This window comes from Cedecea neteri NBRC 105707 = ATCC 33855 (assembly GCF_001571265.1).
Classification (GTDB): Bacteria; Pseudomonadota; Gammaproteobacteria; order Enterobacterales; family Enterobacteriaceae; genus Cedecea; species Cedecea neteri.
Map to the genome: position 1 here is coordinate 18,677 of NZ_BCTL01000035.1, position 20,706 is coordinate 39,382.

Here is a 20,706-nt window from a genome sequence, read left to right on the forward strand (position 1 = left end):
TTCAGAGCGCAGTGGGAATAAATTCCACGCGCTTTTTAGAAATCAGCCCGTGGCCGTTCTGGCAGAAATAATCCACCGCCCCACACGCCTTCAGTACCTGCAACGGTTTATGGCAGTCCGGGCAAAGTGCTTCCAGGCAGAAGTCTTTACCGCAGGCATCACAGCGCGCGCCGCCGTCCGTTTGTTTCAGTTCGTTTTTACATTCGGGGCAATTAAGCATCATCCTTCCCTCCCACTAAGTCATTAATGGCCCCATTATATACCCATAACGTTAAGATGGATTCACTTCGCTATTGTGCAAAAGGCTGGCAAGTTTAGCGCATTAATGCACCGTTTTTGCCCAATCTATTCCCTCGCTGATTAGCGCTTGTATCCAGACTGGTATCCCAGACGGCGCCACGGCTGAACCTTCAATTTTTTGAAGTCATTGGCATGATAATTGAATCACTCCCTTTACGTGGTCAATCGGGGAGGATTTTCATGTTTGATGAGCTGTTAGATAAAGATGCCACTGCGCTTGCCGCACTGATTCGCTGTGGCGAGGTTTCAGCCCGTGAAGTTACTCAGGCAGCCATTGACCGCCAGCAGGCTCGTGAGCCCTTGATTCAGGCGTTTTGTACCCCAACGCCGGAACTCGCGCTGGCTCAGGCGAAAGCCGTCGATACGAGGCGTGCTAGCGGGAAACCATTAGGTGCTCTGGCGGGCGTTCCCCTGGCGGTGAAAGACCTGATTTGTACCGCCGGGGTGAAAACCACCTCAGGCTCTGCCGCCTACCAGGACTTTGTGCCGGAAGAGGACGATATCGCCGTGGAGCGCCTGCTGGCTGCGGATGCCATCCTGCTGGGTAAAACCACCGCCCCCGAATTTGGCTACAGCGGCGTGGGGCACAATCCTCTGTATCCTTCCCCGCGCAACCCCTGGGATCTGAGCAAAACGCCCGGCGGCTCCAGCGCGGGTTCAGGTGCAGCGCTCGCTGCCCGGATGTGCCCGATTGCGCTAGGCAGTGACGGCGGTGGCTCTGTGCGCATTCCGGCCGCCCACTGCGGCGTCTATGGCCTGAAAGCTTCTATGGGGCGTGTGCCACTTTGGCCCGGCTGCCGCGACGAACGTTATCCGGGCGTTTCCAGCTGGGAGTCTTTGGAACACATTGGGCCGATGACCCGCACCGTGCGGGATGCTGCGTTGATGATGTCGCTGCTGGCTGGCCCGGATATGCGCGACCGCCACTCTATTCCCAGTTCTGACGTTGACTGGCTGGCCTCGTTAGATAAACCCTTGAGCGGCCTGCGAATCGCCTTTAGCGCCGATTTTGGTTACGTCGCCGTGGACAGCGAAGTTCGCCGGGTAACGACGGAAGCGGCGTACCGTTTCGCGCGTGAGCTGGGCGCTGAACTGGAAGAAGTTAACCCCGGTATCGCCGATGAAGTCTCAACGTTTGCCGCTCTGGTTGCCTTTGAAAGCGATCTGACCGGCATGCGAAAAATGCAGGCCGAATTGGGGCCGCGAATGTCGCCGCACCTGAGCGCCATGTTGCAGCACGAGTGGCGGGCCGAAACATTCACCGACGCGAATACCCAGCGTAAAAAAATCTGCAATCAGCTTTGGCGTTTTATGCAGCGCTATGACCTGCTGCTTTCCCCAACGCTCGCCGTGCCGCCGTTTCCGCTCCACATGCAGGGCCCGGAGATCATCGACGGGCGCATGGTGAGAAGCGACCACTGGCTGTCGTTCTGCTTCCCGTTCAACTTTACCGGCCAGCCGGCTGCTTCGGTGCCCGCTGGCTTTACCGCTGACGGCCTGCCCGTCGGACTGCAAATCGTAGGTCGTCACCTGGACGATGGCCTGGTGCTCGCGGCAAGCGCGGCTTTCGAGCGCATTCAACCATGGAATCACATCTATCCTGCTTCACTCGGAGTTGTCCATGAATAAGAAATCGTCCCCTGCCCTGGAGCAGGAATTTGAGCACGAGCCCGTGCCGCTTAGCCATCGCCACTCTACGGGCTCCGTCTCTGCGGTGTGGTTTGGTTTCCCTATGATCCTTACCAATGCGCTGTTTGGCGGCATCATCACCTGGTCTCTCGGCTTCTGGCCGGCCATTATTGCCATTCTTCTGGGCAACCTGGTGCTGTTTGCCTACGTGGGTTCCCTCAGCTGGTTTGCCGGGCAGACGGGCATGAACTTCGCCTTACAGGCAAAACGAACCTTCGGCACCAAAGGCTACATTTTGGTTTCTGGTTTTCTTTCCACGGTGGTGATTGGCTGGTACGCCTTCCAGACCGGCCTTACCGGCACGGTGATTAATCAGACCTTCGGCTGGAACGCGCTGGCGGTGACGGCGTTCGCCATCGTGCTCTATACCGGCGTCACGTTCCTGGGCGTTCGCGCGCTGTCGATTCTGGGCATGGTTGCGGCCCCGCTGTTTGTGGTGCTTGGCCTGGTGGCGCTGTGGCTGATTAGCCAGCAGCATGATTTCAGCGCTGTCGTTCAGTGGCACGGCAGCCCCGCCGCTGTGGGCACCATGAGTATGGGTACTGCCGTTACCATGGTGGTGGCGGGCTTTGCTGATTCAGGCACCATGACCGCCGACTTCACTCGTTGGTCAAAAAACGGTAAATCCGCCGTGATTGCCGCTTTCTCGGCATTCCCCGTTGCCAACGTCATTTCTTATCTTTTTGGCGTGGTTATCGTGGCGGTGGGCGCGGCCGTCGACCCGGCGACCAACGGCGGGAACTTCCTGCCGATCCTGATGGGACACGGCGCTCTGCTGTCTGCCATCGCCTGTCTGTTCGTTTTTATCAACCTCGGCTCCGTCTGTACGCACTGCCTCTACAACGGGGCCGTGGGCTACAGCCATCTGTTCCACAGCAAAATGCGGCTCTGGACGCTTATTCTGGGCGTTGCGGGCGGCGCGCTGGCGTTAGCGGGCGTGTGGTCTTACTTCCTTGAATGGCTGAGTTTGCTCGGCATTGTCGTGCCGCCGTTTGGCGCCGTGATGATCGTCGATTTGATTTTTATGGCCAAAATTAGCGAAAACCGTAAGACAAGCCGCATGCGTGGCAGCGCCTTTGCGGCCTGGGCTATCGGCAGCCTTTGCGCAGTGGTCGCTCACCTGCTGTTCCCGCAGTTTGGCGAAGCGGTCATTGGCCTGGTCACCGCCGCAATCAGCTACACCCTGATAATGAAAATCAAACATGAAGCCCCGGCGAGCATCATGGAGGGAAAAAATGCCTGATTACACCGTTAACTCAACACCATACGCCTGGCCCTTTGACGGCCACTACGGCGCCCACGACACCGCGCTGATCGTCATCGATATGCAGACCGATTTTTGCGGCAAAGGGGGTTACGTCGACAGTATGGGCTATGACATTGCGCTCACGCGGGCGCCGATAAAGCCGCTCCAGCAGGTACTGGCACGCCTGCGAGAGCTGGGCTTTCCGATTATTCATACCCGCGAGGGACATCGCCCTGATTTAAGCGATTTGCCGGCGAATAAGCGCTGGCGTTCAAAACGTATGAACGCAGAAATCGGCGCGGCGGGCCCGTGTGGCCGCATTCTGGTGCGCGGGGAGCCTGGCTGGGAAATCATTCCGGAACTGGCCCCGCTTGAAGGGGAAGTGATTATTGATAAGCCTGGCAAAGGGTCGTTTTACGCCACCGATCTGGAGCTTATTCTGCGCAGCCGGGGGATCCGCAACCTAATTCTGAGCGGCATTACGACGGATGTTTGCGTGCACACCACGCTGCGTGAAGCCAATGACAGAGGCTTTGAATGCCTGGTACTGACCGATTGCTGCGCGGCCACGGAACGGAAACACCACGAAGCGGCGTTAAGCATGATTCATATGCAGGGCGGGATTTTTGGCGCAGTGGCGAGTTCAGAGACTTTACTGGAGGGGCTTGCCAGCAAAACATCCGCGCTGGCAGTTTAACCTTTAAACCAATGCGCTCCCCTTCTGGTGGGGAGCTCATCGGCTATCAATCAGGGCTTACTTGCCCTTTTTGATATGTTTAATCAGACGCTTACGCTTACGCATCTGGTTTGGCGTCAGGGTATTGCGTTTCCCGGCGAACGGGTTCTCGCCTTCTTTGAACTGAATACGGATTGGCGTACCCATGACGTCCAGCGATTTGCGGAAGTAGTTCATCAGATAGCGCTTGTAGGAGTCCGGCAGGTCTTTCACCTGGTTGCCGTGAATCACCACAATTGGCGGGTTATAGCCACCGGCGTGAGCATATTTGAGCTTAACGCGACGACCGCGAACCAGCGGCGGCTGATGGTCTTCTGCCGCCATGTTCATGATGCGGGTCAGCAGCGCGGTGCTTACGCGACGCGTGGAGCTGTCGTAGGCTTCACGCACGGACTCGAACAGGTTACCTACGCCGCTGCCGTGCAGGGCGGAGATGAAGTGCACGCGGGCGAAGTCGATAAAGCCCAGACGGTAGTCCAGCGTCTCTTTCACCTGCTCGCGAACTTCATTGCTCAGGCCATCCCACTTGTTGACCACGATAACCAGTGAGCGCCCACTATTCAGGATGAAGCCCAGCAGCGAGAGATCCTGATCGGAAATGCCTTCACGGGCATCAATAACCAGCAGCACCACGTTCGCGTCTTCAATCGCCTGCAGGGTTTTGATTACCGAGAATTTTTCTACCGTATCGGTAATTTTCCCGCGCTTACGTACGCCCGCGGTATCAATCAGCACGAATTCACGCTCATCGCGCTCCATCGGGATGTAGATACTGTCGCGAGTGGTGCCCGGCATGTCGTAAACGACCACGCGTTCTTCGCCGAGAATGCGGTTAGTTAGCGTGGACTTACCTACGTTAGGGCGACCGACGATAGCGAGCTTAATCGGCAGATCCTGGGGATTGAAGGCTTCTTCTTCCTCTTCTTCCTCGAACTCTTCGTCGTCGGAAACAATGCCGTTTTTAGCGTTAAACGCGGCCCAGTAGGCTTCGTCTTCGTCGATTTCTTCCGGCTGTTCACGTGGGTCGATATCGTCCATCCACGGCACCAGAACGTGTTCCAGCAGGCTGGTCACGCCGCGGCCATGAGAAGCAGCAATTGGGTGAATTTCACCGAGGCCCAGGGAATAGAAGTCGATAACCGCCTGGTCAGGGTCAAGACCATCGGTCTTGTTCGCCACCAGGAAAGTCGGCTTCTGACGAGAACGCAGGTGCTTAGCGATGGCTTCATCGGCAGGCATCAGGCCCGCGCGTGCATCCACCATGAACAGCACAACATCCGCCTCTTCAATCGCCAGTAGCGACTGCTCGGCCATACGCGTTTCCACACCGTCTTCGGTGCCGTCGATACCGCCGGTATCAATGCAGATAAACTCGCGGCCTTCGACTTCCGCACGACCGTACTTGCGATCGCGAGTCAGCCCCGGAAAATCCGCAACCAGCGCATCGCGGGTACGCGTTAAACGGTTAAACAGGGTCGATTTACCGACGTTAGGGCGCCCAACAAGCGCGACCACAGGTACCATTATAAAAGCCTCATTACTCAAAATTTATTAATAAAACAGCGTCAATTTTCGGCTGTTTTTAAAAAGCCAAAACGGCTCCCGAACTAAGGGAACCGTTTCAAACGTGACGATTATCCGACAAGTTTAGCGTTTGATGGCGTACAGCGTGCCGTCTTTTGCCTGGATAAGCAGTTTGTCGCTGGCAACCACTGGCGTCGTCTGGAAGCCGGAGCTGTCCACTTTCTGCTGGGCAACAAAGCGCCCATCATCGTTGTTGATCCAGTGCATGTAGCCTTCGCTGTCACCAACGACCAGGTAGCCATTGTACAGCACTGGCGCGGTCAGGTTGCGGTGCAGCAGATCGCTTTGCGTCCACAGCGTTACGCCGCCGTCTACGTTCAGCGCCACAACGCGGTCATTCTGATCCACCAGGTAAATGCGGTTCCCGTCCACGATGAAGTCGTTAACCGAGCCCATCTCACGTTTCCACATGATCTGGCCTGAACGCAGATCCAGCGCCGTCAGGTTGCCGTTGTAAGCCAGCGCGTAAACCACGCCGTTAACGATAACCGGCGTTGTATCAACGTCGCTCAGGCGGTCGATTTCTGTCGCGCCAGTCGCCTGGGAGATACGCTGCTGCCAGATAAGCTGGCCCTGCTGCATCAACACTGCGCTTACGCGGCCGTTATCCCCGCCGACGATAGCTGCGCCAAAGGCGGTTGCCGGAGCCGATTCACCGCGCAGGGACAGCGCTGGCATATCGAGGTTAACGCTCCATTTTACCGCGCCGTCGGCTTCGTTCAGCGCCTGCAGCATACCGTTGCTGGTATGAATCAGCACAACGCCGTCGCTAACGACCGGGCGAGATAGCGCTTCGCCAGCCACTTTTGCCTGCCAGGCGATGCTGCCGTCGGAGGTGTTCAGTGCGAAGACTTTCGCTTTTTCGGTACCGACATACACGTGGCCGCCGTCAACGGTCAGGCCGCCAGACAGCAGAGCCGGGATATTACTGGAGAAGAAGCCGGTTTTCTCTGACAGATCGACCTTCCACTCTTCTTTGCCATCGTCCGCATTCAACGCTTTAACGGTACCGCGACGGTCAGCAGCATAAATGGTGCTGCCCTGCCAGGCCGGATGCAGGTTAGAGTAGAAATCACCGATTCCATCACCCACGGACGTGCTCCACGCTTTTTCCGGAGTGAACTGGTTTTCCACCGTTGGCAGCGGAGACATTTTAACCACATCTTCTTCGCCGCTGAACAGGGAGCAGCCGCTGAGCAGCGTCAAAGAGAGCAGCCCAGGCACAAATAGTTTACGCAATTGCATCGGGTCCCTCTTAGCTGGACAAATTATTGATTTTCATCTGCATCATTTCACGCAGGGCCGGAGAAGCATTGGTTTGTGAACCTTTGCTCCACGCATCACGTGCGCCCTGCTTATCCCCTTTACTGAGCAGCGCTTCGCCGCGCAGGTCGGCAACCATCGCTACCCAGCCTTCGCCTTTCACGCTATCCAGGGTTTTCAGCGCGGCATCAGCCTGCTTCTGCTGGATCTGAACGCGAGCCAAACGCAGATTGATCAGCGCCTGCATGTTCGCGTCCTTGGTGCTGCTAAGGCCGTTTTGCAGCTGGGTGGCTGCTTTATCCAGCTCGTTTTTATCAACAAACTGCTGCGCCAGCTCTAATGCCGCCAGCGCGCCATAGGTATTTTTGTTGTCAGCGGCAAATTTCTCGACCGCTTCCAGCGTCTGCGGCTGGTCTGCTTTGACCGCGCTGGTCACATTCTGGTAGGCCAGAGAGGCTTCGCGCATGGAGTCGTCCTGATGGCCGTTCCAGTAACGCCAGCCCACCAGAGCGCCGATACCCAGCACAACCCCGACTACCAGCGCTTTGCCGTTTTCTGCAAAGAAGCGTTTGACCGCTTCCATCTGATCGTTTTCGTTCTCGTAAACTTCCACGCAGTCCTTCTCCTTAACGAATAATCACCGGGTGATTAACCCAGTAACGCCTGCAGATGGGCGGCAGCGTCGGCCTGTGCGACGTTTTGTTGCTCACCTGTGCGTAAATCCTTAACCACGACTTCGCCTTTAGCGACTTCATCTTCACCCAGCACCAATGCAACGCGAGCGCCCCACTTGTCGGCACGAGCGAACTGCTTCTTGAAGTTACCGCCGCCGTAGTTAGTCATCAATTTCAGGGTCGGCACCTGGTCGCGTAGCTTTTCAGCCAGCAGCATTGCCGCGCCCTGCGTTCCCTGACCTGAAGATATCAGGTACATATCGACAACGGATTCTGCTTTAAATTCAGGATTAATCGCCTGAACCAATAAAACAAGACGCTCGAGGCCCATGGCAAAACCAACCGCCGGCGCCGCGCGCCCGCCAAGCTGCTCAACCAGACCATCGTAGCGGCCACCGGCACACACGGTGCCCTGAGAGCCCAGGCTATTGGTCACCCACTCAAACACGGTGCGGTTGTAGTAGTCCAGGCCGCGAACCAGACGCTGGTTCACGGTGTAGGCAATGCCCGCCGCATCGAGGAACTGGCACAGACCGGCGAAGTGCTCACGAGACTCTTCATCAAGGTAATCACCCAGTTGAGGCGCATCGTTCAGCAGAGTCTGAACATCCTGATTTTTGGAGTCCAGCACGCGCAGCGGGTTGCTGTACATGCGGCGTTGGCAGTCTTCGTCCAGCTTCTCTTTATGCTGCTCCAGGAAAGCAACCAGCGCATCGCGGTAGTTAGCGCGAGCTTCCAGAGAACCGATGGAGTTCAGCTCGAGGCTGACGTGCTGGTCAATACCCAGCGCGCGCCACCAGCGAGCGGTCAGCATGATAAGCTCGGCATCGATATCCGGGCCGTTCAGGCCAAAGACTTCAACACCCAACTGGTTAAACTGGCGATAGCGCCCTTTCTGTGGACGTTCGTGGCGGAACATCGGCCCGATGTACCACAAGCGCTGTTCCTGATTGTACAGAAGACCATGTTCGATACCGGCACGCACGCAGCCCGCGGTGCCTTCAGGACGCAGGGTCAGGCTATCGCCGTTGCGGTCCTCAAAGGTATACATCTCTTTTTCAACCACATCGGTGACTTCGCCGATAGCGCGTTTGAATAACGGGGTCTGCTCTACAATCGGCAAACGGATTTCGCTGTAACCGTAGCTCGCGAGCACCTGCTTAAGAATGCCTTCAATACGCTGCCAGATGGCGGTTTCGCCCGGCAGGTAATCGTTCATGCCGCGAATGGCTTGAATGTTTTTTGCCACGTTTTTTCTCTGCTTTATATACAAAAAATGAACCCGAAATCAGGCCATTTACTCAGGTAAACGGCCGTGCGGGTTCAATCATACACGGGAAGCCCTGTGCTTCCCATGCTTCGCATTATTTTTCCAGCTGTTGGATATCAATACGCTGCTTTTCATCCAGCATGCTGGCCTTGGCACGAATACGCGCTTCAAGCTGCGCAATCATGTCATCGTTGTCCATACGATCTCGCTGGCGGACGCCATCTTCGTAGAAACCACTTTTCTTATTGCCGCCGGTCACCCCGAGGGTGGAAACCAACGCTTCGCCAGGGCCATTCACCACGCAGCCGATGATGGAAACGTCCATCGGGGTGATAATGTCTTCCAGGCGCTGTTCGAGCGCGTTGACCGTCCCGATGACGTCAAACTCCTGGCGAGAACAGGTTGGGCAGGCAATAAAGTTGATCCCGCGGGAACGAATCCGTAGCGACTTAAGGATGTCGAAGCCGACTTTGATCTCTTCAATCGGATCCGCCGCCAGAGAGATACGCAGCGTGTCGCCGATCCCTTCTGAAAGCAGCAGACCCAGGCCGATCGCTGACTTCACAGCACCCGCACGCGCGCCGCCTGCTTCGGTGATCCCGAGGTGCAGCGGCTGATCGATCTGTTTCGCCAGCAGGCGATAGGACTCAACGGCCAGGAAGACATCAGAGGCTTTCACGCTCACTTTGAATTGATCAAAGTTGAGGCGATCGAGATGATCGACGTGGCGCATAGCGGATTCGAGCAGCGCCTGAGGCGTTGGCTCACCGTATTTTTCCTGCAGATCTTTTTCCAGGGAACCGGCATTCACGCCGATACGGATAGGAATATTTTTATCGCGCGCGCAGTCAACCACGGTGCGAATACGCTCTTCGTTGCCGATGTTGCCGGGGTTAATACGCAGGCAGTCGACGCCGTATTCTGCGACTTTAAGCGCAATACGGTAATCGAAGTGGATATCGGCGACCAGCGGAACGTTGACCTGCTGCTTGATAAGCTTAAACGCCTCTGCGGCGTCCATTGTCGGTACGGATACGCGAACAATATCAGCGCCTACACGTTCTAATGCTTTGATTTGATTAACCGTAGCTTCCACATCGGTGGTACGCGTATTGGTCATCGACTGAACGGCGATAGGGGCACCATCGCCGATTGGCACATTACCGACGTAGATCCGCTTGGATTTGCGACGTTGGATGGGTGCGGCATTATGCATGGTAAATCTCCACAATTACGCGTCTGGACTGGCGCTGATTATTCAGCACCAACAGTCAGACGTGCAACCTGGTTAGTTCTGATAAAACGACTCAGGTCCACAGGTTTGCCCTGATATTGAACCTGTACTGCTGACGGTGCGCCAATTTTCAGTTTATAAGGCGCTTTGCCCGCTAAATTGAGCTTCGCATCTTTGCGCTGCAGGCCGCTAAACAGCTTTTTACCGCTAGCGTCGGTGACTTCCAGCCAGCAGTCAGCGGTGAAGTTCAGCACCAGACCTTGAGCGGTATCCGCCGCCTGATTCACACCAGCCTGATCGGTTGGCAGCTGTCCGGCAGTCGCTGCCGGCGTAGTTTGTGCGTTATCAATTGGTGCCTGGCTTGGCGCAACCACGGCCGGCTGCTGAGTGGCATCTGCAGCGGCAGTTTGCTGGGATGACGCAGAAGAAGAAGCGTTGTTCTCCACTGGCGTAGGCAGTTCGACAGGCTGTGCCGGGGTTGATGTAGATGCTGCATCGGTAGAAGTATCGCTACCGGTATTCAGCGGCACAGATTGGCCGCTGCTGGTTGAGAGATCGGTGGTTGACTGATCGGCCATCGTAGACAGCTCTTCCTGCTGCGCCTTGTGGTTTTGCCACCACCACGCGCCCGTCAGGCCAATAACAACGAACAGAATCAGCCAGGTAAAACTCATCAGCCAGCCGTCGCGCTTTTTACGACGCTTACCGAGTGAGAAGCTTTGCATAGGCTCAACTTTGGCCGCCTTAATCGGGGCCTGCTTCGCCATCATCGGCAACAGCTCTTCTTCAGGAATACGAACCAGTCGCGCATAAGAGCGGATATAGCCACGCAGGAACGTAGACGCCAGCTCGGCAGGCGCCTTGTCGTCTTCAATATCCCTGACGGTGGAAACTTTCAGGCACAGGCGTTCAGCCACAGCCTGCTGGCTGAGACCCATCTGTTCACGCGCGTTACGTAAACGCTCACCTGTTGTTTGTGCTGCATTTGATTCGTTAGTGGCTTCAGTATTCATTAGCTACAACTGCTGGTACTGTTCAAATTAAAGAATTTGGCACGAGTCCTGTACCGCAACGTCTCCGCTACGTCAGATTGACTCGCACCGCGAAACAAATCTGATACCTGAAGGCAAACCCTCAGCAAAAATACCCGGTGTCAGCAGCGTAATTCACGCTGAGCTGGCGTTTTCCTGGGCTACCGGACCAGCCGGTGAGTTAACCATAGCTACCCTTCGGCAAGCTGTCCGTTAACTTTACGAAATGGGAACAACTAAACTGTTGTTGTGCGGCTACATACTGCCTTAAAGCCGCCCGAAACGCACCGTAATTATTACGCTGAATGATGTATTAGGCCACGTTATTGACGGCCCATACACTTTTGCCCGTTTTTTATACCGCGCGGAACACCCTCGCCCAGCGCGGTAAATAGCCATCTCTTATCAGACGGCCTTCACGGCAATAGGTTCACCCTGCATACGTTTACGCATAGTACGCTTGGTGCGGTCGATAACTTCACCAGCCAGCTGACCACATGCGGCATCGATATCGTCACCGCGGGTCTTACGAACAATGGTAGTAAAACCATAGCTCATTAATACTTTAGAGAAGCGATCGATACGGCTGTTGGAGCTACGGCCATAAGGTGCACCCGGGAACGGGTTCCACGGAATCAGGTTGATTTTGCATGGCGTATCTTTCAGGCATTCGGCCAACTGATGCGCGTGTTCTGTGCCGTCGTTGACGTGATCCAGCAGCACATACTCCACCGTCACGCGGCCCTGGTTGGCGTTGGATTTCTCCAGATAACGACGAACGGCCGCCAGGAAGGTTTCGATGTTGTACTTTTTGTTGATCGGCATGATTTCGTCGCGAATATCATCGGTCGGCGCGTGCAGGGAGATAGCCAGCGCGACGTCAATCATATCCCCGAGCTTGTCCAGCGCCGGCACAACGCCAGAGGTGGAAAGCGTTACGCGACGTTTGGACAAACCAAAGCCGAAGTCGTCCAGCATGATTTCCATTGCCGGAACGACGTTGTTCAGGTTAAGCAGCGGCTCGCCCATGCCCATCATGACCACGTTGGTGATAGGACGCACGCCGGTTTTCTTCTGCGCACCGATAATCTTCGCAGCACGCCAGACCTGACCAATAATTTCTGACACGCGCAGGTTGCGGTTAAAGCCCTGCTGCGCGGTGGAACAGAATTTACACTCCAGCGCACAACCTACCTGTGAAGAGACGCACAGCGTCGCGCGGTCTTCTTCCGGGATGTATACCGTTTCAACCAGCTGATCGGCAATTTTGATTGCCCATTTGATGGTGCCGTCGGCAGAACGTTGCTCTTCCGCAACTTCAGGTGCACGAATCTCGGCGATCTCTTTCAGCTTATTGCGCAGGACCTTGTTGATGTCAGTCATTTCATCGAAGTCATCACTGCAATAGTGATACATCCACTTCATGACCTGGTCGGCGCGGAACGGCTTTTCACCCAGCTCGGCGAAAAATTCGCGCAGCTGCTGGCGGTTAAGATCGAGCAGGTTAATTTTTTCGGCTTTATTGGAAACAACAACAGGTGCTGCTTCAGGCGTGTTCATTTCAGACATAATGTTTTCCGGCCTCGTTGTTACACGTTATGGCCCCTGGAGGGTTAGAAAAAGAAACGCCCCGGTGAGCTGACTCTTCCGGGGGCGTTGTATTGTACAAATTCTAGGGCATAGATGCCACGACTGAAAGCGAACTACAAAAAATTAAGTGTAAGTTTACTTACAGATTAGGAAATTTTAGCGCGTGCGCGGGCACACTTCGCCTTCGCCGAAGAAATAGGCGATTTCGCGAGCGGCGGATTCTACGGAGTCAGAACCGTGGGTGCCGTTCTCGGTGAAGCTGTCAGCGTAGTCTGCACGCAGAGTACCTGCCAGCGCGTTAGCCGGGTTGGTTGCGCCCATCAGGTCGCGGTGACGCTGTACTGCGTTTTCGCTTTCCAGTACGGAAACCACGATTGGACCGGAGGTCATGAACTCAACCAGACCGTCGAAGAAAGGCTTGCCGTCGTGCTCAGCGTAGAAACCACGAGCCTGCTCAACGGTCAGGTGCAGCATTTTTGCGCCAACGATTTTAAACCCTGCAGATTCAAAACGAGCATAAATGTTACCAATAACGTTTTTTGCCACCGCGTTTGGTTTGATGATGGAAAAAGTACGTTCAATAGCCATGATTACCTCTGTAGATGTTCTGTGTGTCCGGGAAACCCGGTTATGAAATTGGCGCAGATTATAAAGAGCAAGTTTGTCGTTGCCTATGGATGAAGATAACATTTTTTTAAAATAAGATTAGTTTTGGCAACACAATCGATGCAGCAGGCGGTATTTCATCTTTTGCCGTTACTGCAGAATGAAATTCGCACTGGCTACCTGCCCGGATTCATCCATCACAAGCACCTGATATTCTCCCGGTTTATTAAGCATTAACGCCAGTCCATCGCCCTGACTCTCTTCGCTTTCTCCATTAATAAACCACCAGCGCTGGCCCTGTCCCCCCTGGCTGGAAAGCCTGAGAGGGAGCTGCATCTGACCCGGTAAGCGTTTCAAAATAGTTCCGTCACGCACACCCAGCAAAAGCAGCGGCGTAACGCTCTCTTTTTGTAGAGGCGGGCAACTGGCCGAAACGGTTGGCAAACGAGCGGCACGGCGCTCAGCCTGAGGTAGCCAGGGTTCAAGGGGCAGCGGCCAGAGAGCGACTGTCCGCTGGCGAGCCCCTGGGCAGTCGGGTGCCACTCGCTCACCCTGCGCATCAACCCAGATAAGCTGACGCGTGCCCTGCGCGCCTTCCTGCCCCGGAGCCAGCAAGGTAGGCGGCTGAGCATCATCCAGAAGCCAGGTCGTCAGGCGACGACGGCAATTACTATCCCCCGCAGGCAATGCCTGCCCACCGGGCCAGCAGATCTCTGCGGCACTGACCGAAGCCGGACGAGGATCCGTCGGCAAATGAAGCTGCTGCACGCGTGAATTAGCCTGCAGCAAATTGTTCACCTGATTAAGCAGCGGTACGGCACTCCCTAACCCAAACTGCCCAGCCACCGGCGTGCTATCAGGCCTGCCGGTCCAGATACCAATCAGATAGCGCGAGTTGATGCCGATGGCCCAGGCATCACGATAGCCGTAGCTGGTCCCGGTTTTCCACGCCAGAGGGACGACGGGGGGTAAAGACGCATCCGGCTGAGGCTGGGCTTCTCCAGCAAGAATTCGGCGGATGATCCAGGCCGAACCCGGCGACATCAACGGACGCTCACGCAGCGCATCATTCGCCAATACCCGCAGCTGAGCGGCTTTGCCATGACGGGCAAACGCGCTGTAGGCCGCGACTATCTGGTCCAGCCTGGCCCCCCCACCGCCAAGTATAAGCGACAGATTGGGTTCACTGCCCTGAGGGAAGCGAAGGTTGAGCCCCACGTTGCCCATCTGCCCGGCAAAACGCTTCGGTCCGTAAGCCTCAAGAACCTGAACAGCAGGCAAATTCAGCGAACGCACCAGGGCATCGCTCATGCTTACCGGCCCGTGAAAACCGGTGTCGAAATTCCCAGGCCGATAGTCGCCGAACCTGCGCGGCACATCCTGCAGTAAAGAAGCCGGATGAATCAGCCCTTCGTCCATCGCCATGCCGTAAACAAAGGGCTTCAGCACGGAGCCCGGCGAGCGAACGGCGGTGACCATATCGACATGCCCGAATCGGCTGTCATCGTTGATATCCGCTGAGCCAACCCACGCGCGAACCTGCATCGTAGTGTGATCAACCACCAGCATGGCCAGTGAAGATCGAGGCGGTAAACGTGATTTCCATCCCAGGGCCAGCTCTTCCATCTGACGCTGCAAAGAAGCATTCAGCGTGGTAGAGATCAGCGTATCTTTGGTGCGCGATGTCAGATACCGGGACAGTAGCGGAGCCAGCTGCGGCATCTGCCGGGGTGCCAGCCAGACAGGCTCCTGCAAAGACTCTTTAACCTGTTTCTGTGGCCACACGCCCTGCTCGGCCATACGGTGCAATACCTTATCCCGCGCCTGCTGGGCGCGTTCAGGCCAGCGGTCAGGTCGCAGGCGGCTGGGAGCCTGAGGCAGCACGGCAAGTAAGGCCGCTTCTGAATAACTAAGCTGTGCAGGGGCTTTGCCGAGATAGGCCCAGCTTGCCGCGCCGATCCCCTGTAGCGTGCCGCCGAAGGGAGCACGGTTGAGGTAGAGCGTCAGGATCTCCGTTTTGGAAAGATGCCATTCGAGTTGGAAGGCGCGCCAGACCTGCCGAAATTTCCCGCCGAGAGTACGAGGATGAGGATCCAACAGGCGCGCAACCTGCATCGTCAACGTGCTGCCGCCGGAGATCACTTCGCCATTACGCAGATCCTGCCAGGCCGCACGCAAGATCGAGAAAGGATTTACGCCAGGATGATCCCAAAACCAGCGATCCTCATAGCCAATAAGCGCTTCAAGGTAACGGGGAGAAACCTGATTCAGTTCCACCGGATAACGCCAGATCCCTTCCGCATCCGCAAACCGCCATAGAGGAGTACCGTTTTCAGCAACCACTACCCGAGCCGGGTTGACCTCATGTAAAGGCAGAGGCCAGAGCCTATCCGCCAGCCAGATAAAAGAGGCAACCAGCAGCGGCACTATCAACCAGAGATAGCGCCGCCGCCAGCGTAGCCTTGATCCGTTCAGCACCGACGTTCTGCTTACGGCACAACGGTCAACGTGCCGGTACTGTTACCGGTTGCCCGCCACTGCGGAACGTACATTGATTCCACCTGCGGGACAGGCACGGTGTAGGTTCCCGGCGTAACGGCTCGAGCCAGATAGATAAGGGTGGCGTGCTGGCCCTCGTTCAGCGGCAGCGCGGCCACAAAGCGGTCATCCCTGAACTCCATATGCTGTATGTCCTGCTGCTGCATTTGGTTCAACAACGTCTGCACTTCGCTCGCGCTGTCGCTAAGGCTGGCGCTGCTGTTCGCCAGATTCTGGTTTTCCAGCTCCAGTCCGGCAGGGAGTAAATCGACTACCAGCGCATCCGGCACGTTTTTGTCAGCCCAAACGTCCAGCCAGACCATGACCAGTTCACCGCTTTTCAACGATGAAAGTGATCGTGTATTACCTTTCGCATCAAGGAAGTGGCGTTCAACATGCAACACATTGCTGTAGGCAGCCGGTGCCTGCTGCGGATACCCCGCGCTGTCGAGGCGTAAATAGAGGCTGGACATCCCGGTGTTGGTCACCTGCAGGCCAGAAAGCTGCTGCGCGGTCAGATTACGGGTTACCGCTTGGCTGGACGCCAGCGGCTCCGCGCCCAACGAGGTCTGCGCCTGCCAGTCGCCTTTCACGTTTTGCAGACCGTGGCCGGCAATGAACAACGCGTTTGTTTCTTGAGTGGATAACCAACGCTGGCTCCAGGCCATGTCCGACAGCCCAAGCAGCAGCTGATTCTGGCTGTCCGGCAGCAGCTTGTTCTCTTCCAGCAGGCTAAGCATCATTGCTTTATCCCGCAGCTCGCTGCCGTAATCCGCCATCCAGATCTGTTTATCACTGCGCTGAGTTTTCAGCCCCAGAGCAATCGCTTGCTGGCTACGCGGCTCATCTCCCATCAGCTTCAGGGCAATACCCAACTGCACCAGCGGCAGTCCAGCACGAGCCTGTTCGTGGCGCTGCCAAAGTTCACGCAGAGCCCCAAGCGGCGCTTTTTGTTGACGAGCCAACACCAGCCCGGCATAAGCCTGAACCGCGAAGCGGCTGGCCGGAGCATCGTCTGTATAACGCAGGGCAATCATGCCCGGATCCTGAAGATAGCGCAGCAGGCGCTGGTTAGCCTTACCGAGCGCATCGCCATTAACGCTGTAGCCCTGCTCGCTGGCCCTGACCAGGAAATCCGTAACATAGGCCGTTAGCCAGTATTCTTCCGGCCCTGATTTATCCCACAGCCCAAAACCGCCATTATCACTTTGCATTTCAAGCAGGCGGGCAATGCCCACATCAATGGCAGCCCGGCGCTGTTGGTCGGTAATGCCTTTGATGCCCAACGCATTCAGTTCAGCTTCGTTGGTGTACAGCGACGGGAACAGGCCGCTGGTCGTCTGCTCCAGGCAGCCGTACGGGTAGGCTTTTAGCTCGCGAATGTAGCGCGCCAGGTTTAGAGGCGGGCGCCCGCTCAGCAGCAGTTGACCTTCCAGCGTCGAAGCAGCAATCCCTGACAGATGCGCAGGTGGAAGCGTCCAGATTTCGCCCGGTTTAACCACCGCGCCACTGTTCACCGTCTGCGCAGGGAACGCAGGACGAACGCCGATTTTCCACTGTTTATCCGGTGTAGCCAGCGTCTCTCCCGGCAGAGCAAGTCCGTTAATCACGGCTTTGATTTCGCCGTCACCAAAACCTTCCAGCGCACGCACGGGGATAAACAGCGTGCCGCGAGCACCCGGGGCCAGCTTCACGTCCATCGTCGACGCTCCGTTTAGCGCTAACAGCCCCTGAGCGCTGAGCGCCACGCTAAGCTGCTGAGGCCTGTCCGTCAGGTTGGTGAGATCCAGCGCCAGGCGGCTGGTATCTCCCCCGGCCATAAATCTCGGCGCGGCCAGCTCGCTCACCAGAGGCGCGGCAACCGTGACTTTTTCTTCGCTATTACCGAAGCGATCGTCGGTCCAGGCCTGAGCCATAACCCGCAGTTCACCATTGAAATCACCAATTGGCAGCGTCACCGTTCCTTCACCGTTTTCATCTAACGCTACGGGATGAGCCTGTTGCGCGATGATAGTCACGTGGTTTACCGGCTTTTTACCACCACGGCTTAGCTCATCGCCTTCATCTCCGTCACCGCCAAAGCGCAGCGCAGCCAGCCGCCCTTCGCCTTCAATCACCTGGCCGTAAATGTCGTAGATGTCTGCGCCATAACGCTTGCGTCCAAAGAAGGCATCCCACGGATCCGGCGTTTTGTAATCGGTGATGTTAAGCACGCCGCTGTCCACGGCGGACAGCAGCACATTAATTTGCTTCGGCACTTCGCCATTTTTCACGCTGGCCTTTACCTTAACCGTCAGGTTTTGGTTAGGGCGCATTTTGGCCGGATTTTGCAACGTAAGATCGAGGCGGCGGCTCTCGTCCCCTAGTGGCAGATGAAGGATCCCAACCGCGCGTTTAGGCGTGGCAGAACGCGCCTTGTCTCCGGGGCGAATAACCACGGTGCTTAAGTAAAGATCGTGTCGCTGCCAGTTTTTATCCACCGGAATAGCGAGATCCATCCCGCCTGCCGGAACGTCGATCTCTTTCCACCACAGCGGCCCATCGCTGGACTCCACCAGCGCATAGCCTTTACCTGCGGCAGGCGCGGCAATATGCAGATTGATGGTATCGCCAGCTTTGTAAGACGGCTTATCTATTTTTAGCGTCACTCTGTCCGGGCGTACTGCACCTGTGCCATCGCTGTTATCCTGCCAGCTATAACCGGCCCAGAAGCGCAGGCTGCTGACGAGATTATTTTCTGGATCGCGAACTTCCAGGCGGTAGGAACCCCATTCCACCGGGAAGGCCACTTTGCCCGTTTCCCCAGCGACAAGCGTCAGCTTCTGCTCGGCTTCCACCAGGTCTTTTTGGTCGTACTGAGACTGCCAGCCTTCGCTTTCCTCCCAGCTCCAGTAGTAGTCCCGCCGCTCGCGAATCAGGCGCACGTCCAGGTCACTTACCGCCAGCTTCTCTCCTTGCGCATCGGCATAAACAATGTCGAAACCTGCGCTGCTGTCTTCATCGACGATGGGCTGAGTGCGGGTAGTGTCGGTCCGGTAGTCATAGACCTCTTTACTGGCAAACTGAGGACGGATCCCCGGCATCGCCTGAGCAGGCCAGATTGCCTGCTCTACGCGGCGTGTCACAGGGCGACCGCCGGACTCCAGCAGGCTAGCCTGCAAAATAAGGCGCAGCGGAGAATGCACGTCTCCCCACTGGCTTTCCGCGCTGACGGTCGTATGCCCCTGCTCATCAAGCGTTAACTCAACTGCGTCCAGGCTACGGGAAAGGTTTTGCTCATTAATGTCGCCAAACTGGAACCCCGGAAGTTTTGCAACGGCATCACGTAAAGGACGCAGGAAGAGCTGCCCCTGAAGGTTGTTACCCGCGGCTGGTGCACCGTAGAGATAGCGCCCGGCAACGTCAAAGTTGACGGTATCTTCAGGCGATATCGGCGCACTCTGCGCCGTGAGATTCAGCGCCATACGCTCCGGCATGAAATCTTCAACTTTAAATGTCCAGATACGCGGCTGGTTATCTCCGGTGTTGACCCGCATTTGCCAGTTACCGGTTGCCGCGCTTTCACTCAGAGGATAAGTAAATTGATAAAGCCCGTTGGCCGACTGCCACACTTCGGTGCGGGCAACCTGACCATCTGGTTTCACCACCTCAAGCTTCACCGGCTGCGGCGGCAGGGGTTTACCGTCACCGTCCCTGAGCAGGGCATTAACGATGACCGACTCTCCCGGGCGATAGAGGTCTCTCGGGCCAAACATAAAGAACTGTTTGCTATAGCCTTGCTCACCGGCAATATCAAACTCCGCCAGATCCAACGCCGGGCGGCCGAGATCCAGCAGCGTGGTTTGCTCACCATTGCGCGCCAGCAGTAACGTGCCTTTATTCAGCTTATCAAGCGTGGCATGCCCGTCACCGTCGCTTTTCGTTTGCCCTACCGTTTGGCCTTTTTCGTTCAGCAGCGCAATCTCTACGCCCGACTGCGCGGCACCGTTTTCCAGGCTCTGGGTAAAGACGTCCAGCCTGTCGTGATAGCGGTGCACAGAAATACCCACATCGCTCAGCGTGAAGAGCGTTGCGGCATTGCTGTAGGCGTAATGACCCGCCTGATTCATGATCGCCAGATAAACGCCGGGCTGCTGCAGGGGCTTGATATCCCCCAGCGGTAGCATCAGTTTCTCGCGGGTGTTGCGTGCCGGGTTGAGGTCAAAACGACCGGTGTAAACCAGATCGGCCAGCTTCAGAAGATTATCGGACTCCCAGTTAGAGACGGAGTTGCGATACTGCCATTGGCTGACAAACGCGCTGAGCGAGCTGTCCTTAATGCGGTAGAAGTTGACGTCAATTTTATCGACGTTGAGCGCCATAACAGGCAAACCCGCAATCACTTTGGTCGGCAGTAACGAGCCTTTGCTGGCAAAACCTACGCTCGGCTGCACGTCACGCGTGGCGATCTGTTTTTCGAAACTGGCATCCAGCGTCGCTTTATTCAGTGCAAGCAGGCCACTTTCTACGGTCACGATCAGCGTGCGTTTTGGCTCCAGGTGGCGCAGGCGTAGCTCTTTCAGATCCCGGGAAAGCTCCCAGGCACCGTCCACTTTGCCGCTGGTTTTATCCACCAGATGGGCGACTTTATTGAAGTCCTGATTGGGATCGAGCGGAAGAGAAAAGGTCAGCACTAACGTGCTGGCACCGTCCAGCTGAACTTCGGAGGCATCAAGCAGCTTCAGCGGCTTCCCCGCGGACTGCTGCGCCAGTTTTTCTAGCTGGGCGGCATCCGGTTTAGTTTCAGCTTTGCTGCTTTGTTCCGCCCCCGCAGAAGCTGTAGGCTGAACGGTTTGCTGATTGTTTTTATCGTCACAGCCCGAAAGCGCCAGCAGGCCGCAAACCAGCGCGGCGAGGCTCGTCAAACGTAGTGCATTCATTCTTTCATCCCTGGCCAATAAGGGCC

At 56.4% G+C, this 20,706-nt stretch carries 14 protein-coding genes; 3 read left to right on the top strand and 11 right to left on the bottom strand.

Translation table 11 applies throughout. The annotated features are described in order from the left end of the window. Position 1: 1 nt before the first annotated feature. Positions 2 to 223, bottom strand: a complete 222-nt coding sequence (locus CNE01S_RS15150; RefSeq protein WP_061277163.1) for a zinc ribbon domain-containing protein — start codon at positions 221 to 223, stop codon at positions 2 to 4. Between the two features lie 257 nt (positions 224 to 480). Here CNE01S_RS15150 and CNE01S_RS15155 point away from each other — a divergent pair, with 257 nt between their 5' ends. Genes CNE01S_RS15155 through biuH form a run of 3 tightly spaced genes read left to right on the top strand, consistent with a single transcriptional unit; the run spans position 481 to position 3,932 of the window. Continuing rightward, positions 481 to 1,929: an amidase gene (locus tag CNE01S_RS15155; protein ID WP_061277164.1), complete on the top strand. Its 1,449-nt coding sequence runs from the start codon at positions 481 to 483 to the stop codon at positions 1,927 to 1,929. Then, positions 1,922 to 3,232 carry a purine-cytosine permease family protein gene (locus CNE01S_RS15160; protein ID WP_061277165.1) on the top strand — a complete coding sequence of 437 codons (1,311 nt, stop codon included), beginning with the start codon at positions 1,922 to 1,924 and terminating at the stop codon, positions 3,230 to 3,232. Before CNE01S_RS15155 ends, CNE01S_RS15160 begins: the two co-directional genes overlap by 8 nt. Next, positions 3,225 to 3,932, top strand: coding sequence for a biuret amidohydrolase (gene biuH / locus CNE01S_RS15165; RefSeq protein WP_061277166.1), 708 nt, complete (start codon positions 3,225 to 3,227; stop codon positions 3,930 to 3,932). Before CNE01S_RS15160 ends, biuH begins: the two co-directional genes overlap by 8 nt. A gap of 57 nt (positions 3,933 to 3,989) precedes the next feature. Here the strand turns inward: biuH and der are convergent, their stop codons facing one another. The 10 genes from der to CNE01S_RS15215 all read right to left on the bottom strand — a co-directional run bounded on the left by der (position 3,990) and on the right by CNE01S_RS15215 (position 20,680). Next, entirely contained in the window at positions 3,990 to 5,495 is a 1,506-nt protein-coding gene (der, locus tag CNE01S_RS15170; RefSeq protein WP_061277167.1) for a ribosome biogenesis GTPase Der, read from the bottom strand. A 123-nt stretch (positions 5,496 to 5,618) separates the two neighbouring features. After that, positions 5,619 to 6,800: an outer membrane protein assembly factor BamB gene (gene bamB / locus CNE01S_RS15175; RefSeq protein ID WP_039296126.1), complete on the bottom strand. Its 1,182-nt coding sequence runs from the start codon at positions 6,798 to 6,800 to the stop codon at positions 5,619 to 5,621. 10 nt (positions 6,801 to 6,810) lie between these two features. Next, positions 6,811 to 7,431 (bottom strand): YfgM family protein, encoded by a 621-nt coding sequence (locus CNE01S_RS15180; RefSeq protein WP_039305683.1) that lies wholly within the window; start codon positions 7,429 to 7,431, stop codon positions 6,811 to 6,813. 35 nt (positions 7,432 to 7,466) lie between these two features. Then, on the bottom strand, positions 7,467 to 8,741 hold the full coding sequence (gene hisS, locus CNE01S_RS15185; RefSeq protein ID WP_061277168.1) for a histidine--tRNA ligase: 1,275 nt from the start codon (positions 8,739 to 8,741) through the stop codon (positions 7,467 to 7,469). 115 nt (positions 8,742 to 8,856) lie between these two features. Further along, complete coding sequence (gene ispG / locus CNE01S_RS15190; protein ID WP_061277169.1) at positions 8,857 to 9,978, bottom strand: flavodoxin-dependent (E)-4-hydroxy-3-methylbut-2-enyl-diphosphate synthase; 1,122 nt, start codon at positions 9,976 to 9,978, stop codon at positions 8,857 to 8,859. 38 nt (positions 9,979 to 10,016) lie between these two features. Continuing rightward, a complete protein-coding gene (gene rodZ, locus CNE01S_RS15195; protein ID WP_061277170.1) occupies positions 10,017 to 11,009 on the bottom strand; it encodes a cytoskeleton protein RodZ in 993 nt (330 codons plus the stop codon). Positions 11,010 to 11,432: 423 nt separating this feature from the next. After that, a complete protein-coding gene (rlmN, locus tag CNE01S_RS15200; RefSeq protein WP_061277171.1) occupies positions 11,433 to 12,596 on the bottom strand; it encodes a dual-specificity RNA methyltransferase RlmN in 1,164 nt (387 codons plus the stop codon). Between the two features lie 177 nt (positions 12,597 to 12,773). Next, positions 12,774 to 13,205 (bottom strand): nucleoside-diphosphate kinase, encoded by a 432-nt coding sequence (ndk, locus tag CNE01S_RS15205; protein WP_061277172.1) that lies wholly within the window; start codon positions 13,203 to 13,205, stop codon positions 12,774 to 12,776. Positions 13,206 to 13,373: 168 nt separating this feature from the next. After that, the gene (pbpC, locus tag CNE01S_RS15210; protein WP_061277173.1) at positions 13,374 to 15,701 is read right to left on the bottom strand and encodes a peptidoglycan glycosyltransferase PbpC; all 2,328 of its coding nucleotides are present in this window, start codon (positions 15,699 to 15,701) and stop codon (positions 13,374 to 13,376) included. An 11-nt stretch (positions 15,702 to 15,712) separates the two neighbouring features. Next, on the bottom strand, positions 15,713 to 20,680 hold the full coding sequence (locus CNE01S_RS15215) for an alpha-2-macroglobulin family protein (RefSeq protein ID WP_061277174.1): 4,968 nt from the start codon (positions 20,678 to 20,680) through the stop codon (positions 15,713 to 15,715). Positions 20,681 to 20,706: the final 26 nt, after the last annotated feature.

Excerpts from the sequence above, each read along its gene's own strand:
- CNE01S_RS15150 (WP_061277163.1), bottom strand. The coding sequence starts at position 223 with ATGATGCTTAATTGCCCCGAATGTAAAAACGAACTGAAACAAACGGAC.
- CNE01S_RS15155 (WP_061277164.1), top strand. The coding sequence starts at position 481 with ATGTTTGATGAGCTGTTAGATAAAGATGCCACTGCGCTTGCCGCACTG.
- CNE01S_RS15160 (WP_061277165.1), top strand. The coding sequence starts at position 1,922 with ATGAATAAGAAATCGTCCCCTGCCCTGGAGCAGGAATTTGAGCACGAG.
- biuH (WP_061277166.1), top strand. The coding sequence starts at position 3,225 with ATGCCTGATTACACCGTTAACTCAACACCATACGCCTGGCCCTTTGAC.
- der (WP_061277167.1), bottom strand. The coding sequence starts at position 5,495 with ATGGTACCTGTGGTCGCGCTTGTTGGGCGCCCTAACGTCGGTAAATCG.
- bamB (WP_039296126.1), bottom strand. The coding sequence starts at position 6,800 with ATGCAATTGCGTAAACTATTTGTGCCTGGGCTGCTCTCTTTGACGCTG.
- ispG (WP_061277169.1), bottom strand. The coding sequence starts at position 9,978 with ATGCATAATGCCGCACCCATCCAACGTCGCAAATCCAAGCGGATCTAC.
- rodZ (WP_061277170.1), bottom strand. The coding sequence starts at position 11,009 with ATGAATACTGAAGCCACTAACGAATCAAATGCAGCACAAACAACAGGT.
- rlmN (WP_061277171.1), bottom strand. The coding sequence starts at position 12,596 with ATGTCTGAAATGAACACGCCTGAAGCAGCACCTGTTGTTGTTTCCAAT.
- ndk (WP_061277172.1), bottom strand. The coding sequence starts at position 13,205 with ATGGCTATTGAACGTACTTTTTCCATCATCAAACCAAACGCGGTGGCA.
- CNE01S_RS15215 (WP_061277174.1), bottom strand. The coding sequence starts at position 20,680 with ATGAATGCACTACGTTTGACGAGCCTCGCCGCGCTGGTTTGCGGCCTG.